This is a genomic window from Bradyrhizobium sp. UFLA05-109 (assembly GCF_054185165.1).
In genome coordinates this window covers 170,457-185,580 of the sequence record NZ_JBBIAR010000009.1, presented here as the reverse complement: position 1 = coordinate 185,580, position 15,124 = coordinate 170,457, and the positions used below count along the sequence as shown (strand labels likewise).

Here is a 15,124-nt window from a genome sequence, read left to right as displayed (position 1 = left end):
TCCGATCGAAGCTATTGTCGCGCATCGAACCCTCCCTGCCGGGCTGGATTCGATCACCGAATTAATGAACATGCACAATTGCGAGCCAGGGTAGGGTGGGCAAAGGCGCGCACGCGCCGTGCCCACCATCTCTCGGCAATAGCGACAGAAGCGGTGGGCACGCTCGCGCTTTGCCCACCCTACAAACTGAGATTCGCAGAAAGACCGTCGATGTCTGCTCGAGGCCGACAACAAACTAAGCGTCCGCGCGCGGGGGACGATGCGTCAGCCAGTAGTCGATCTGCCACCTCTCGTAGCCAAGCAACTCGCCAAAGCGCCGCTCGCGGTCGTTGTTCCAAGCTCCCGGTTCGTTCAGGAGCGTAAGCATGGCATCAACCCGCCATTCGTGGCCCGGCAAGGCGTAGAACAGCCTCCGATATTCGAGCTGCGGCAGGTCAGGGCATGCTTCAATCGCTTCGCGTCTTATTAGGCGGCCTACAGCAACGTGCCTGTCGAACATCCGCCAATATCGAACACAGATGTCTGGCTCGCGACCGACGACATCCATGAAATATGCGAGCGGCTTGGCGCCCCTCAGCATCAGGCCAAGTTCTCTGTTGGTGTGAACCAAATAGGGGAGCTGACGAAGCCGTCCGGAGCGCATGATGGGCCTGTTGATCGCGCAACGCTAATTACTGCTTCGGGCCAAACGGCAAAATGGCCGGAATGCCAGCTCAGGCCCGCCTCGTGCCCCGCCCATTCACAAGGCCACGCCCCTGAGCCGCGCCGTCACTTCGGCGGCGTTACCGCCCCATCTTCCGCGCTCTCCCGCACATGGATCACCGCGATGTCGTCCGCGTAGATCCGCTTCCAGCCCTTGAGGTGATCGAGGATCTGCGGGCCTGGGGCATCGGCAACCAGCAGCGTCGTGTCGATCTTGTATTCGTCGAGCAGGCGCGGCAGAAGCTCGGGCTGCTTGCCCTCGGTCGCTTTGAAGAAATCCATCACGAATTTCTCGCCATAGAGTTCGGCGCGGCCGTCGACGAAGACCGGGACGTCGCGCGAGATCAGATAGCCGCCGAACTGGTAGGCGTTGAAGATCCGCTGCGCCTTGCGTTGCTCGAGCAGGTTGACCGCGGCGACGGGCGTCTGAAACATCGTGAACGCGAAGCGGTGATGTCCCATATAGATCGCCGTCGAGGTCCAGCCAGCCGCCACGATCATCAGCGCGCCCATTACAGTGACGTAGCGGGCCGGCCAGATTTCGTCATTGCCGGAGTCCGGCGTGGGGCGCGGCGATAATTGCCCGAGCGGCTTTGCCAGCACCAGCGGTACCAGGAACGCAAATGCCTCGATGCTCCTGACATGCGTCAGCGCGCTCCAGGTCAGGAATAGGATCAGGAAAATTCGCGGCGCCGAGAGCACGAGGCCGCGATAGAAGCCGATGGCGATAAGGCCGAGCAGCGCGCCTTCGAACGCAGAGAACGAGGCGAAATTCGCCGGCATCCACTCGAAGATCACCGTCAGCAGTTCGCCGAGGTTGAGGATGTTGGTCGCGCCCCATAGCGTCCGCCAGCCATAAGGCGTGGCGCAGCTTGCGATCAGCGCGGCGATGCCGAACAGCACCCAGCGCAGGAATAGCTGAAGTCGTCGTCCTTTCTCGGCATGCTCGACCGCCTCGAGCGCGATCGGACCGATCAACGCCAGACCAAGAACGAAGCCGCCATGCAGGTTCGCCCACAACGCCATCAATGGCAGCCAGAGCCATGACGGCGCGCTCCGGCGATCGGCAGCCGCCATCAACGCGCCAGCCCACAGCACCATGACGGGCAGCGCCAGGATGTGCGGACGCGCCAGAAGGTGGTGCAGCGACAAAAGCAGCGCCAGCATCGCAAACAGCACCGATCGCGGAAGCTCGAGATGCGCGTCGAGCAGGTAGACGAAGATTGCGACAGTGAGCGCGATCGCAACCGTCGTGAGGATCACCGGTCCCGCCCAGCCCCATTGCACATAGGAGCTCGCGAACGCGACTTGCGACAGCCACGAGGTAGAGATCCAGGGTTGGCCTGTCCGCGTGAAGGAGTAGATGTCCGTATAGGGCAGCGCGCGATGATCGAGGATCCATTGCCCGATCTTGATCTGCCAGAACGAGTCGGAATCCTGGAGCAGCGTGTCGCCGATAAAGAGGAAGCAGAGATATGCGCCCGCGCCGAGGCAAAGCGGCACCAGGACTCGCGCGCGGCTCTGCATCGCCATGCCGTAGGTAAAGGAGAGGGACATTCCGCCTCGTCGTTCTGCCGGACGTTGATCCTGCCGGCTTCCAAAGCATGATCCGGAAAAGTGTGAAGCGGTTTTCCGAAAAGGTCATGCTCAAACAAGAACCCAAAGCGCGATGAGGATTCATCGCGCTTTAGCGGGCGGCATTGGACCATGACGGTCATAACTTCGAGTAAACCGGCGCGAATGTGGCCAGCATGTTTCCCGACGATTTAACTGGTTGTTTTCAATTTCGGTTTACCATCGCGGAATACACGCAAACCGCTGCATGTTTCCGCGGACGAATTAACTGCGGTGCAATTCTTTGTCGCTATGGTCGGTTCCATGGTCGCGCGGCGCTGGGAAGCCGGTCAGACCAGACTAGTTGTTGTAGCCTTGTGTACTCTTGGGAGCAGTCTATGAAAAACCTCGTTGCGCGCTTCGTGAAGGATGAATCCGGCGCCACCGCTATTGAATACGGTCTGATCGCCGCCGGCATCGCGCTGGCCATCATCACCGTCGTCAATAACCTCGGCACCTCGCTGAACTCCAAGTTCGGCTCGATCTCGTCCAGCCTGAAGTAAGTTCGGACGATCGACGTGAATTCGAAGAGCCCCGGGATTCCGGGGCTCTTTCATTTCAGCCGCTGCGCGCGACGACTTGAGAGGAATGCAGCATGGCCGAGCTCGCCTTGAGTCCGCCATCAGGCCTGCGGCCAGGCTCGGTGCCGTCCGTGCTGTTCAACGTCTGCCTCGTACTGCTCGTCCTCACGCTGCTGCATTTCCCGCTCGCCTATATCTCGCATTCCTGGATCTATGACGCGAATGGGCTCGGTAACCCCACCGATTTCGTGAACGTGTGGGCCGCCGGCAGGCTGGCGCTCGACGGCCACGCGATACAGGCGTGGGACTGGCAGGTGCAGAAGCAGGTCGAGGTCGCCGTGCTGGGGCAGGATTTCTCCGGCTATTTCGCCTGGCATTATCCGCCGCCGTTCCTGTTCGTCGCCGCCTTCCTCGCGCAATTTCCTTATGCCGCAGCTTTCGCGGGCTGGGCCTTCGCCAGCATGCTGCCCTATGTCGCGCTGATGCGCGCGATCGTCGGACGGAGCTTCGGTGTCATGCTTGCGATCTCGTTTCCGGCGACCTTCGACAATCTTGCGATCGGTCAGAACGGCTTTCTGACCGCCAGCCTGATCGGCGGCACGCTATATCTATTGCCGCGTCATCAGCTGCTTGCTGGAATCTGTCTCGGCCTGCTCACCTACAAGCCGCAATACGGGCTCTTGTTTCCGCTTGTCCTCATGGCGACCGGAGAATGGAAAGTCTTCGTCTCGGCGGCCATCACTGCGCTGGGCGTTGCGCTCGCGTCGATGCTCGTGTTCGGCGTCGAGAGTTGGGTTGTCTCCTTCCATTGGATGCCGATGATCTCGAAGGCGGTTTTATCTGAGGGGTCGGAATCATGGCTGAGGCTCCAGAGCGTGTTCGCGATGGTGCGCTGTCTTGGCGGTAGCGAGACGCTCGGTTGGGCGTTGCAGGTGGTGGTGGCTTCTGCTGTCGCGATCGGGCTCGTGCTGATGTGGCGCAGCAAGCTGCCTTACGCGCTGAAGGCAGCTGCGCTTGCGACCGGTACGCTGCTGTGCTCGCCCTATACCTACATGTATGACTTCGCGGTGCTGGCCATTCCCGTCGCCTGGCTTGTGCGCGCTGGATACGATGATGGCTTCCGTGCTTACGAGCCCTGTGCGCTCGGCTTCGTGCTTGCGCTGCTTGCGAGCTTCCCGTTTCTGAAAATTCCGGTCGGGCTTGTGGCGACACTGATCGTCGCCGCGCTCATCGTCGCCCGCGCGCTCGCCGATTGGCGTGAGCTGCAGGCGTCCCGGCCCGGCCTCGCCTCGTCCCAGGCCTCGTCGCAAGCCTCGTCCCAAGCCTCGCCCTGCGTTGACAGATCAGCCTCGCGCATTTGAGGTCTTGTCATCCGCTCTGAATAGTTGTTCAGTTCTTGCGGGCGATTTGCGGCGAAAACAGTGAAGAAGCGTTCGGCCGATACGCGCGGCCAGGCGCGTGGGACAGGAAGCGCGCCATGGTTTACCGGCGGACCCATCAAGTGGTAAAACGCCTAGCCGCCCGGCGCAGCGCCATTCTGGCGGCGGCGCGGGAGGCGGCGGCGGAAGGCGGCATGGTCGCGGTGCAGATCGCCCCGGTCGCGATCAGGGCCAATGTCGCGGCGGGAACGGTCTACCGCTATTTCCCGTCCAAAGCCGATCTGATCTCTGAACTGATTGCCGAAGTGTCGCGTGACGAGCTCGCCGCGATCCGCCGGGCGGCTGACGCCGCGCCCGGTCCGTCCTCGGCGCTGGCGGCGGCCGTCACCACGGTTGCGGTGCACACCCTTTCCCAGCGCAAGCTCGCCTGGGGCATTCTAGCCGAGCCCGTCGACGTCGATGTCAGTGCCTCCAGGCTTGCGAGCCGGCGCGAGATTGCGGGCGAAATCGCGTCCCGGATCGACGCCGCCGTGCGTGCCGGCCATCTGCCGGCGCAGGATACTGCGCTGGCGGCAACGGCGCTGCTCGGCGCGCTGCATGAGGCCTTGGTCGGGCCGCTCGCACCCGACAATCTGGAGGATCCGGTCAAGCTGCGCGACGCCGTGCAGACGGTCACGCTGCTGGCGCTGCGTGCGGTCGGCGTCATGGATGCCCGCGCCCGCGGCCTTGTGGTGCAGCAGACGGTGTTACCGGCGAAGGCGTTGGTGGGGGCTTAAGTTGGTACGTCATTCCGGGACGGCCGCGCAAAGCGCGGACGAACCCGGAATCTAGAGATTGCGGCGCGAGATTCCGGGTTCGCGCTGCGCGCGCCCCGGAATGACTGACGTCAGATATTGGCGTCGCCCTCGGGGCCGACGGAGGCGATCCGCACCATATTGGTGGTGCCGGGAATGCCGAGCGGCACGCCGGCGACGATGATCACGCGCTGGCCGGCGCGGACAAAGCCATCGCGAAATGCGATCTGGCCGGCGCGGTTGACCATGTCGTCCTGGTCGCGCGCGTCTTCCGCCACTACGCAATGCACGCCCCAGACCACCGCGAGCTTGCGTCCCGTCGTCATGTTCGGCGTGATCGCGACGATCGGCGCCTTTGGACGTTCGCGCGCCACCCGGATCGCGGTCGAGCCGGAGCTGGTCCAGCAGATCAGCGCCGGCAGGTCGAGCGTATCGGCCATCACGCGCGCGGCGTCCGCAACCGCATCGCCTACTGTCGCTTCGGGGTCCGGCCGCTGGGCCATGATCACGGATCGATAGGTCGGGTCACGTTCGACCTCCTCGCCGATGCGATTCATGGTCGAGACCGCTTCGACCGGGAACTTGCCAGCAGCCGATTCGGCCGACAGCATGATGGCGTCGGCGCCCTCATAGACGGCGGTCGCGACGTCGGAGACTTCAGCGCGGGTCGGCACCGGCGCCTGGATCATCGATTCCAGCATCTGGGTGGCGATCACCACCGGCTTGCCGGCGCTGCGTGCCATTCGCGTCATCTGCTTCTGAAGGCTCGGCACGCGCTCCAGCGGCAACTCGACGCCGAGATCGCCGCGCGCCACCATCAGCGCGTCGGAGGCCTCGATGATGTCGGCGAGGCGATCGATCGCCTGCGGCTTCTCGATCTTGGCCATCACGGCGGCACGGCCGCGGATCATCTTCTTGGCTTCAATGACGTCGTCGGCGCGCTGCACGAAGGACAGCGCGATCCAATCGATGCCAGTGGTCACCGCAGCCTCGAGATCGGCGCGATCCTTCGGCGTCATTGCCGAGACCGGCAGGTCGGTATCGGGCAGGCTGACGCCCTTGCGGTCCGACATCTTGCCGCCGACCACGACACGCGTCACGGCATGCTCTTTCGTGGTTTGCTCCGCGATCAGCCGCACCTTGCCGTCATCGAGCAAGAGTGCATGGCCGGGCCGGAGAGCGGCGAGGATCTCCGGATGTGGAAGGTAGACGCGGGTCGTGTCGCCCGGCGCCTTGTCGGAGTCCAGCGTGAAGGTCTGCCCGTTCTGGAGCTGCACGGCCCCCTCGGCGAAAGAGCCGAGCCGGAGCTTCGGCCCCTGGAGGTCGACAAGGATGCCGATCGGCCGCCCGTAGCTGGACTCGACGTTACGGATTGTCGCCACCAGCTCCCGCATCTTGTCGTGCGGGGTGTGGCTCATGTTGATGCGAAAGATGTCGGCACCGGCCTCGAACAGGCGGCGGATCGTCGCGAGGTCCGAAGAGGCAGGTCCCAGGGTCGCGAGAATCTTGATACGGCGAAGTCGCCTCATGGCTTATTTCCAGGCGGGGGCGGGGGTGCTGGCGCAAGGCCAGGCGAGCCCGGGGGCGTAGCACCCGGCGGGCTATTGGGCAAACCCGGAACGCCACCACCCGGGCCAACCGGGCCCGGCAGACCAGGTACCCGCTGCTGCGAGGGCTGCTCGTTGGCGTCGGTCAGCTGCACCGTCCAGGCGCGCTGCTCGCCGGTATCGACCTCGAAATAGCCGGTCCGGTCGTAGCCGCGGGCGAGGCAATCCTCGGTGCCGCGGATGGTGAATTCCTTGTCTCGCGAGCACATGAAGGCCTGGCCCGACCATTCACCGCCGCGGTCGTAGTCGATCGCGTAGATATAGTAGTAGCGGGCGACCAGCGTGCCCCGCAGCAGCGTCTCGCAGGCGCGGGACGAGATGTTCCACCAGCCCTCCGTCGTCCAGCCGTCCGCGTCCTTGTAGCCGAGCGCGATCCCGACCCGGCTCGAGGTGTTGTTGCAGAGGCGGAAGTCGGCCGAGGCGGGGCTCGCGGACAAGCACAGCAAGGCGATCGCCAGCGCCGGGGCGAGGCGGACGAGCCATGTGGAGAGGCGTTGGAAGGCGGGAGATTCGGCGATCATAGTCGCGGGAAGCTATATCAGATCATTGACGATTTGGCGTAGAGCGCGGGAACTGCCCAAGGACCGTCCAAGGGACCCGTTTGCACCGGGATATGGCAAAATCTGTGACAAAGGCCTACCTAAAGCATGATCCGGGAAAAGTGCACAGCGCTTCTCCGAAAAGATCATGCTCAAACAATAGCCTAAAGCGCGATGACGATTCATCCCAATCTCGTCGCGCTTTGGTCCCGTAAGGATCTGTCCGGACAGTGAGGTCATCGTCATGGCAATCGACGACAAAACCAGAACAGAGCTCGAGGCAGCGGCCTTCCGGCGCCTGGTCGAGCATCTGAAGACGCGGACCGACGTCCAGAACATCGATCTGATGAATCTCGCCGGCTTCTGCCGCAATTGCCTGTCGAACTGGCTCAAGGACGCCGCTGACGCCCAAGGGGTACCTCTCAGCAAGGACGAGAGCCGCGAAGCGGTCTACGGCATGCCCTATGAGACCTGGAAGGCGAAGTACCAGGGCACGGCCACGCCAGAGCAGCTCGAGGCCATGAAGAAGGTCCATCCCGGGCATTGACCTCCGACTCGAGGGACCGAATCGTTCGCAGCACAACCGGTTTTTGACCCCCGCGGCACGAAGATGTGGGTGCGCTGTGGACGGGCGCGATGGTGCCTTGACGTAACGGCTGCCAAACCTAAGGGTCAAACCAGCACGCGCGGTGCTAGGACGCCGGCGTTATCTCACCTTGCCAGTTCCATCAGGAGTACGAGATGGCCATTGCCACCGCCGTCGACGAAGAAGCGCCCGCCACGAAATTCGCCAAAGATCAGCTCCGCTCCATCATCGAACGCATCGAGCGGCTGGAGGAAGAGAAGAAGGCGATCTCCGACGACATCCGCGACGTCTATGCCGAGAGCAAGGGCAACGGCTTCGACGTGAAGGCGCTGCGCACCATCGTGCGGATGCGCAAGCAGGATCCCAATGAGCGCGCCGAGGCCGAAACGATCCTCGAGACGTATATGCAGGCGCTCGGAATGCTCTGACGGGCCGCTTCGGCCTTTCGATCGCGGCGCACCAAACCTAGGCAAAATCCGCTTCTCTGCTAAGCTGCTCGGTGAAGGGACCGAGTCATGGATGCGCCTGGACCAGAGCGCCGGCTCGCCGCGGTCTTCGCCGCTGACATGGTCGGCTTTAGTCGGCTCATGGAGGCCGACGAGGCTGGAACGCTTGCGCGCCTCAAGACCCACCGGATCGAGCTCATCGATCCGGTCATCAGCCGCAATCGCGGACGCATCATCAAGACCACGGGCGACGGCCTGCTCGTCGAATTCCACAGCGTCGTCGATGCCGTGCTGTGTGCGGCCGAGATTCAGCGCCGCATGGGTCGGCGCAATGCCGACGTTGCGCCCGGACGGTGGATACAGTTTCGCATCGGCATCAATCTGGGCGACGTGATCGTCGACCAGAACGACATCTTCGGCGATGGCGTCAACGTCGCGGCGCGGCTGGAGGCGCTGGCCGAGCCTGGCGGCATCTGTATCTCGAGCGCGGTTCGCGACCAACTCGGCCAGCGTCTCGATGGCGTCGACTTCGACGATCTGGGCGAGCAGAACGTCAAGAACATCGCGCGACCCATCCGCGTCTTCCGCGTCCGGCTGAACGAGGAGATGGCGGGCGCGCCGGACGGGGCGACGGACGCCGCGCCCGCGGCGGGCATTTCCAGGAAACCTTCGATCGCCGTGCTGCCCTTCGCCAACATGAGCGGGGATCCGGAGCAGGAGTTCTTTGCCGATGGGCTGACCGAGGACATCATCACCGAGCTGTCGCGCTTCCACGATCTGCTGGTGATCTCCCGCAACTCGGCCTTCGTGTACAAGGGCAAAGCGGTGAAGGTGCAGGACGTCGCCCGCGAGTTCGGCGTCGACTATGTCGTCGAAGGGAGCGTGCGAAAGGCGGGAGGGCGCGTGCGCGTCACCGTGCAGCTGATCGACGCGGAGACCGACCGGCACATCTGGGCCGATCGCTATGACCGCGAACTCGAGGATATCTTCGCGATCCAGGATGAGATGACCCGCGCGATCGCCTCGACGCTGCCCGGCCGCGTCGAGGCGGCGAGCCACGATCGCGCGAAACGCAAGCCGACCGACAACATGGCGGCCTATGAATGCGTGCTGGCCGCCAAGATCCTGCACCACCGCTCGAACCGCGACGACAATGCGCAGGCGCAGCGCTTGCTCGACCGGGCGCTTTCGCTCGATGCGAACTACGCCCACGCACACGCCTGGAAGGCGTGCGTGTTAGGCCAGACCTGGGTCTATAGCTGGTGTGAGGATCGCGACGCGACTTTCCGGCAGGTGGCTTCGGAGCTGGAGACCGCGCTGGCCCTCGACGACAATGACAGCGACGTCCACCGCATCCTCGCCGCGCTCAATCTGAACCGCGACGACCATGACAGGGCCGCCTACCATCAGGAGCGGGCGCTCGCACTCAACCCGAACTATGATCTCGTGGTAGTGCAGCAGGGTGAGCTGCTGACCTGGCTCGGCCGGCCGGAGGAAGGCATCGACTGGATCAAGAAGGCGATGCGGCTCAACCCCTGTCACCCCGAACGCTTCTGGAGTCATCTCGGGCGCGCCTATTACTGTGCCGAGAAATACGCCGACGCCGCCGAAGCCTTCTCACGGATCACACGGCCCGATCACGCCCATCACGCGTTCCTCGCCGCGATCTTCGCGCAGATGGGCAACGCGGTTGCGGCCGGCGCTCACGCGGCCGAGGTTCTCAAGCGTGAGCCTGCATTTTCGGTAGCCAATCACCTCTCCACCCAGCACTATAAGCGCGAGGTCGACCGGCAGCGCTACGAGACGGGCCTTCGCGGCGCCGGCCTGCCGGCCTGATCCATCAAGGGGGAGAGCGTGACTGAGCCACCATTGCCGCGCGAGGTGGGCCGAGCCTTCGAGGCCTTTCCGTTGCAGATCCGCCGGCGTCTTCTCGATGTACGCGAGCTGATCTTCGCGACCGCCGGGGCACATGACGACGTCGGCGCGCTGACTGAGACGTTGAAATGGGGCGAGCCGGCCTATCTCACCGCACAGACCGGAAGCGGCAGCACCATCCGGCTCGGTCGCGTGAAGGACTCCGAGACGTACGCAGCCGTGCTGTTCAACTGCAAGACAACGCTGATCGACAGTTTTCGCGAGCGCTTTCCCGACGCGTTCGAATACCGGCAGAACCGGGCGCTGCTGTTGCCGGTGTCGGGCAAGCTGGCGAAGCAGCCGCTCGCGGTCTGCCTGTCGCTGGCGCTGACGTATCACCTCGACCGCCGGAGCAGGAAATAAGCTTGTAGCCCGGATGGAGCGCAGCGAAATCCGGGATTCGCGTACACGGCAAGATACCCGGATTGCGCTGCGCTCCATCCAGGCTACGGCACGATGTGAAGGGAAGGGCCGTTAGCGCAATGCTGCGGTGCGGACCACGAAGGACGTCGTCTCGAGCTTGGTGGTCGCCGAGCCCGAGAAGCTGTCGCAGGACATGCCCTGCATCGGATCATCGGTGAAGCCCATTGCGATAACCGCCTGCGGCTTGACGAAATAGGCCCGCATCGCGGTCATGTCGATATCGCCCATCAGCGTCACCGACATCGCGCGGCTGGCGCTCGGCGCCAGCATCACGATCTTGAGCCACATGCTCTCGCCCTTGGCGGCGGAGAGTCGCGTCGAGGTCGCGACCATGCCCTGGGCGCCCTTCACAACGACGGTGTTGATCTCGGTGGCCTGGGCCAGGCTGCGAGTCGCAGCAAGCGGACGGGCTGCGCGCGGGACCGGCGCGGAGGCGGCGACGACGTTGGCATGGTCGACGGGCGAGGCGGCGGCCGGCGCATAGGCAAGCGCCTGGTAGGCCGAGAAAGAAACGCTTGCGGTCGCCTGCGGATCGGTCGCCGAGGCCAGTGCCTGGCGTGCCCTGAGCGCCGCGACCTGGGCCGGCGTAGCCTGCTGCGGAGCCGCCGGCGCATCCCAGAAACCGCGGGCGTTGATGATGTCGGCGGGCGTCTGCGGCTTCGCTTCAGTTGATTTGGCCTCAGCCGATCTGTCGGCGGCGGAAGCAGGCTTCGGCTTGGGAGGCTGCACGACCTGCATGTCGGCCGCGGCAAGCTGGATCGCGGCCGCAACTTGCGGCTTGGCGCGCGGCGTCGGCACTGGATCGGTGGGCTTCTCGGCGGTCTTGGCAGGCGCGGCTGCCGCAACCACGGTCGGTACCGCCGGTTTAGCACTGACGGCCGGCGCGCCCTCGTCATCCTCGTCGCTGGCGGGGGCCGATTTGCCTTTGAAGAGCGCCGCCAGGAAGCTCGGCTTGCCGATCGTCGCGGCGTCATCGCCATTGCCGCGCCGCTCGATATCGGCCTTGGCGAGCTCATAGCCTTTCAGCGGCGTGCCATCGGTCGGCAGGTGCACGGTGCGGCCGTCCGGGAAGACACGGGCGAGCTGGTCATGCGTCATGCGCGGCCAGTGCCGGATGCTGCCGGTGTCCAGATGCACGAAAGGCGAGCCGGAGGTCGGGTAGAAGCCGACACCGCCGCGTTGCAGGCGGAGTCCTGCGAAGCGGATCTGCTCCAGCGGTACGCCCGGAATGTAGAAGTCCATCGCATGGCCCAGCATGTGCTGGCTGAAGCGCGCCACACCTGATGAGCGACGGCGGAGCATGGCGTTGGTGGCGGGGGAGCGATAGGACGAGACGATCTGAATCGGCTGCTTGCCGTCGACGTCGCGATAGACCTCCCAGAGGATATCGAAGAGGTGGCGGTCCATCACCGTCTCGTCCTGGCTGCGCCAGTCACGGAGATAGTGATTGAGCTGCTTCAGCGCGGCCTCGTCATAGCGCCCGTCGCGCTTGAAGGTGACGGTGAGGTCTTCGCCGGAATGGGTGTGGTGGAAGGAGAGGGTGCGGGTCTCGTTCAACGCGGTCGCGTCGTGAACGGAGCTGGCGCCGGCAAGCAACAGCAGCGAGGCCAGGGCGATCCGGGATCCGGCCCTGACTCCCGCATGGGACAACGACACCGCAACGAATTGGCGTGCGAAACCAGCCAGCACGAATGAGCCCACCCAGTCGACGAGCGTTCAAATGGACTCTCCCGCCAACCCCGCTAGCGCGCGAAAGAGGATGAACGCTTTCTTAAAGCGAGAAGGTTAATTTGAGGTTTACCTTCCCGCCCCCAACCCCAACGAAATCCCGAGAGGGATTCCAAGCAAGTCGAAAACCCAAGCCGAAAACCCAAGTCAGGATACAGACCTAACCGGTCGAGTGTGGCGAAAAAACGCCCCCAGCGGCGGCTCTGGTGGACAATGGTTAACGTTAAGCGATCCCGTCGGGGACGGGATCGCTGATTTTATTGATGAATCTGTTCTTTCGACGCGAGTCCGCTGAGACGATCAGCGGGTAAAGACGCGCTGCTGGCGCCGGCCGACCGGAGCCGGCGGCGGGGTCGGCGCGCCGAACAGCCGCTCCAAGAACGACGGACCCGACGAGGAGAAGCCGCCGCCGAAGCCACTATTGGCTACCGCGACGCCAGAGGGCAGGGTCGTGGCTGGCCGCGAGTAGCTTGGCTGGGAATGCGCGACGACGTTCTCGAGGTCCTTGCCGCGGCCGTTCTTCAGGATGCTGAGCATCGTCGCATCGCGGCCATACACGTCCCTGCGGAATTGCAGCTTGCCGCCGTCGTCCACGAACGCAGTCTGGTAGGTGATGTTGACGGGGATCGGGGTGGGGAATTTCAGGTCGATCTCGCTCGAGCCGTACATGCCGCGGATCCGCTCCGGCGTGTAGTGCTCGTTCGGCATGGTGATGTTGAGGAGCACTGAGGCGTACTGATCCGGGTTCTGCACCCGCATGCAGCCATGGCTGAAGGCGCGCTCTTCCTTGGCGAACAGGTACTTGTCCGGCGTGTCGTGCTGATAGACCAGGAACTTGTTCGGGAAGTTGAAGCGGACGCGGCCGAGCGCGTTGGCTTCACCCGGCGGCTGCGAGATGTGCACGGAGCCGTCGCGGTTCTGCTCGAGGCGCAGTCCCATGCGCTGGAGCACGGTCGGGTCCTGCTGCAGCGCCGGCAGATATTCGTTGTAGACGATCGACGGCGGCACATTCCAGGTCGGATTGACTGTGATGTACTTCATCGTCTCGCTGAGCAGCGGGGTGGCGTGCGTGCCCGGCTTGCCCGTGACCACGCGTGTGGTCCAGACCTGCTGGCCGCGCTGCATCACCTTCAGCGTGTAGTCGGGAATGTTGAGGATGACATAGGCATCGCCGAGAGACGGTGCGCCGAGGTCGCGCGGCAGCCAGCGCCAGCGCTCCATGTTCACGAGCACGGTATCGATCTGCTTGTCGCGCTTCGGGCTGTTCAGCGCCCTTACGGTCGGCGCGTCGAGCACGCCGGTCGCTTTCATCTCGGCGCCGTCCTGGAATTTCCGCACGGCTTCCGCAACCGTTGCGTCATAGTGGTCGTCGTTGGCGTTTTCGGTGATGCCGAGCTTGGCGCGGAGCTGCGGCACGCGCGGATCCTGTACGACCACTTCCGCCTGCTTCTTGCCGCGCGCCGGCGTGTACTTCAGCGCCGGCCCGTCGGTGATCTCGATCACCGGGCCTTCGCCCTGGCCGCGGAGCTGGGCGAGCTTCGCCTTGAGCTCCTTGTAGAGCTTCTGCGGCGGGTTGTAGCTGTCGAGCGCCGCGGACGCATCAGTCGCGGTCGTGACCTTGGCCAGCACCTCGCTCGGGTCGACCGGATGCTCGGGATAAAGGATATCGGCGCTGACCTGCGACCAGTGCATGCGGCCGCTCTGCGCCTGGCGCGCATAGTCCAGCATGCTGGCGGTGAGCTTGAGCTCGGCTTCGGCGAGCGCATCGGGCGTGGTGGCTGCCGCGAAATCCGGCACCGGATAGTCGGCGGCGTTGAGGCCGTCGGACGCGGCATCCTTCAGTCGTGCGATCACGCCCTTCGCCGAAGCGCTGAGGCTGCCGCCTTGCGTCCAGACTGGCGCGAAGTCGCGTGCGCCGTAAAACTTCTCGACGGCAGCGCGCTCATTCTTGCGATCGAAATAACGCGAGCTCTTGGCACCGAGCACGTCCTTGATCTTGTCGGCAACCGGCTGGTCGGCAGCGGGAACGTTGCTCGCGGCCTTCACCGGCTCGGCGGCCGGCTCCTTCGCGACATCCTTCGGCGGCTCGGCCGGCACTGCAGCGGTCGCGGGCGCAGCGGGAGCGGCCGGCGCGGTCGCAGCTTCGGTCTTTGCCGGTTCAGTCTTGGAAGGCTCAGTCTTGGCAGCTTCAGTCTTGGCAGCTTCAGTTTTGGCAGGCTCGGTCTTCGCGGTCTCGCTCTTCGGCGCCTCAGTGGCGGGCGTCGTGGCGACGTCGGAAGGCTTGGCTTCGGAAGGCTCGGCTGCGGAAGGCTTGGCTTCGACATTCTCAGGCGCCGGTGCGGCTTCCGCCTTCACGGGCTCCTTGCTGCTTGCGTCCTTGGTCGGCTCCTGCACCGTGGCCGTGGTATCGAGCTTGATGTCGGCGGCTGTCGGTGGCGGGACGTTGGCCGGTTCGGGGCGCGGGATCGCGGCTTCGATCGCGAGCTCCGCGGCGCTGCTGCGCGCCTGGTCCTGGGCCAGCGCCGAAGTGGCCGAGACCGTGAGGAAGGTCGCCGCGACCGTCATCAGCACGCGGTCAAAGCCTGCACGGTTGTTCAAACAGTCTCGCATCGTGTCACGCCCCTCGGGTGAACTGTCCCCATGAAACAGATTCGCGGAACAGATTCGTTATCGTCTAACAGCTTCGGCCAATCGCGCCGGCTTCTCGAAAGTTGCACGCCTGCACGCAGCGATTCTTACGCAGACGATATACAGGCCCCGTTTTTGCAGCCAGCGCGACCCGGGACAACTCACGACAAACTGACTTCAAGGAGACCCCTTGGCAACGGATTGTGCGCCTCTGCCACGCGCTTTTCCCTTTGTCTGTCACTT

Annotated in this window: 13 protein-coding genes; 7 read left to right on the top strand and 6 right to left on the bottom strand. The window is 64.2% G+C overall.

From position 1 onward, the window contains the following. Nucleotides 1-235: 235 nt before the first annotated feature. Together Q3C01_RS09035 and Q3C01_RS09030 are read right to left on the bottom strand one after the other, a co-directional pair. Nucleotides 236-547, bottom strand: coding sequence for a hypothetical protein (locus tag Q3C01_RS09035; protein ID WP_458144963.1), 312 nt, complete (start codon nt 545-547; stop codon nt 236-238). A gap of 221 nt (nt 548-768) precedes the next feature. Then, the gene (locus Q3C01_RS09030) at nt 769-2,259 is read right to left on the bottom strand and encodes a hypothetical protein (RefSeq protein ID WP_458144962.1); all 1,491 of its coding nucleotides are present in this window, start codon (nt 2,257-2,259) and stop codon (nt 769-771) included. A 395-nt stretch (nt 2,260-2,654) separates the two neighbouring features. On the opposite strand from Q3C01_RS09030, the gene Q3C01_RS09025 reads away from it, so the two are divergent. The 3 genes from Q3C01_RS09025 to Q3C01_RS09015 all read left to right on the top strand — a co-directional run bounded on the left by Q3C01_RS09025 (nt 2,655) and on the right by Q3C01_RS09015 (nt 4,992). After that, nucleotides 2,655-2,819 carry a Flp family type IVb pilin gene (locus tag Q3C01_RS09025; RefSeq protein ID WP_027521915.1) on the top strand — a complete coding sequence of 55 codons (165 nt, stop codon included), beginning with the start codon at nt 2,655-2,657 and terminating at the stop codon, nt 2,817-2,819. A gap of 92 nt (nt 2,820-2,911) precedes the next feature. Further along, nucleotides 2,912-4,198 carry a glycosyltransferase family 87 protein gene (locus Q3C01_RS09020; RefSeq protein ID WP_458144961.1) on the top strand — a complete coding sequence of 429 codons (1,287 nt, stop codon included), beginning with the start codon at nt 2,912-2,914 and terminating at the stop codon, nt 4,196-4,198. Nucleotides 4,199-4,314: 116 nt separating this feature from the next. Beyond that, on the top strand, nt 4,315-4,992 hold the full coding sequence (locus tag Q3C01_RS09015; RefSeq protein WP_027521917.1) for a TetR/AcrR family transcriptional regulator: 678 nt from the start codon (nt 4,315-4,317) through the stop codon (nt 4,990-4,992). A gap of 110 nt (nt 4,993-5,102) precedes the next feature. Here the strand turns inward: Q3C01_RS09015 and pyk are convergent, their stop codons facing one another. Continuing rightward, nucleotides 5,103-6,539: a pyruvate kinase gene (gene pyk, locus Q3C01_RS09010; protein WP_458144960.1), complete on the bottom strand. Its 1,437-nt coding sequence runs from the start codon at nt 6,537-6,539 to the stop codon at nt 5,103-5,105. Next, entirely contained in the window at nt 6,536-7,138 is a 603-nt protein-coding gene (locus Q3C01_RS09005) for a DUF1036 domain-containing protein (RefSeq protein ID WP_458144959.1), read from the bottom strand. Before Q3C01_RS09005 ends, pyk begins: the two co-directional genes overlap by 4 nt. A 262-nt stretch (nt 7,139-7,400) precedes the next feature. Between Q3C01_RS09005 and Q3C01_RS09000 the strand changes: the two genes are divergently transcribed. From Q3C01_RS09000 to Q3C01_RS08985, 4 genes are all read left to right on the top strand, one after another. Beyond that, nucleotides 7,401-7,703, top strand: coding sequence for a DUF1244 domain-containing protein (locus Q3C01_RS09000; RefSeq protein WP_458144958.1), 303 nt, complete (start codon nt 7,401-7,403; stop codon nt 7,701-7,703). Between the two features lie 194 nt (nt 7,704-7,897). Next, on the top strand, nt 7,898-8,170 hold the full coding sequence (locus tag Q3C01_RS08995) for a DUF2312 domain-containing protein (RefSeq protein ID WP_458144957.1): 273 nt from the start codon (nt 7,898-7,900) through the stop codon (nt 8,168-8,170). Between the two features lie 87 nt (nt 8,171-8,257). Continuing rightward, nucleotides 8,258-10,024, top strand: coding sequence for an adenylate/guanylate cyclase domain-containing protein (locus Q3C01_RS08990; protein ID WP_458144956.1), 1,767 nt, complete (start codon nt 8,258-8,260; stop codon nt 10,022-10,024). An 18-nt stretch (nt 10,025-10,042) separates the two neighbouring features. After that, nucleotides 10,043-10,465 carry a DUF1801 domain-containing protein gene (locus Q3C01_RS08985; protein ID WP_458144955.1) on the top strand — a complete coding sequence of 141 codons (423 nt, stop codon included), beginning with the start codon at nt 10,043-10,045 and terminating at the stop codon, nt 10,463-10,465. 111 nt (nt 10,466-10,576) lie between these two features. Here Q3C01_RS08985 and Q3C01_RS08980 read toward each other — a convergent pair whose 3' ends face one another. Both Q3C01_RS08980 and Q3C01_RS08975 read right to left on the bottom strand, forming a co-directional pair. After that, nucleotides 10,577-12,214, bottom strand: a complete 1,638-nt coding sequence (locus Q3C01_RS08980) for a peptidoglycan L,D-endopeptidase MepK (RefSeq protein ID WP_458144954.1) — start codon at nt 12,212-12,214, stop codon at nt 10,577-10,579. 339 nt (nt 12,215-12,553) lie between these two features. Further along, on the bottom strand, nt 12,554-14,863 hold the full coding sequence (locus Q3C01_RS08975; RefSeq protein WP_458144953.1) for a L,D-transpeptidase family protein: 2,310 nt from the start codon (nt 14,861-14,863) through the stop codon (nt 12,554-12,556). Nucleotides 14,864-15,124 lie beyond the last annotated feature (261 nt).

Excerpts from the sequence above, each read along its gene's own strand:
- Q3C01_RS09035 (WP_458144963.1), bottom strand. The coding sequence starts at position 547 with ATGGATGTCGTCGGTCGCGAGCCAGACATCTGTGTTCGATATTGGCGG.
- Q3C01_RS09030 (WP_458144962.1), bottom strand. The coding sequence starts at position 2,259 with ATGTCCCTCTCCTTTACCTACGGCATGGCGATGCAGAGCCGCGCGCGA.
- Q3C01_RS09025 (WP_027521915.1), top strand. The coding sequence starts at position 2,655 with ATGAAAAACCTCGTTGCGCGCTTCGTGAAGGATGAATCCGGCGCCACC.
- Q3C01_RS09020 (WP_458144961.1), top strand. The coding sequence starts at position 2,912 with ATGGCCGAGCTCGCCTTGAGTCCGCCATCAGGCCTGCGGCCAGGCTCG.
- Q3C01_RS09015 (WP_027521917.1), top strand. The coding sequence starts at position 4,315 with ATGGTTTACCGGCGGACCCATCAAGTGGTAAAACGCCTAGCCGCCCGG.
- pyk (WP_458144960.1), bottom strand. The coding sequence starts at position 6,539 with ATGAGGCGACTTCGCCGTATCAAGATTCTCGCGACCCTGGGACCTGCC.
- Q3C01_RS09005 (WP_458144959.1), bottom strand. The coding sequence starts at position 7,138 with ATGATCGCCGAATCTCCCGCCTTCCAACGCCTCTCCACATGGCTCGTC.
- Q3C01_RS09000 (WP_458144958.1), top strand. The coding sequence starts at position 7,401 with ATGGCAATCGACGACAAAACCAGAACAGAGCTCGAGGCAGCGGCCTTC.
- Q3C01_RS08995 (WP_458144957.1), top strand. The coding sequence starts at position 7,898 with ATGGCCATTGCCACCGCCGTCGACGAAGAAGCGCCCGCCACGAAATTC.
- Q3C01_RS08990 (WP_458144956.1), top strand. The coding sequence starts at position 8,258 with ATGGATGCGCCTGGACCAGAGCGCCGGCTCGCCGCGGTCTTCGCCGCT.
- Q3C01_RS08975 (WP_458144953.1), bottom strand. The coding sequence starts at position 14,863 with ATGCGAGACTGTTTGAACAACCGTGCAGGCTTTGACCGCGTGCTGATG.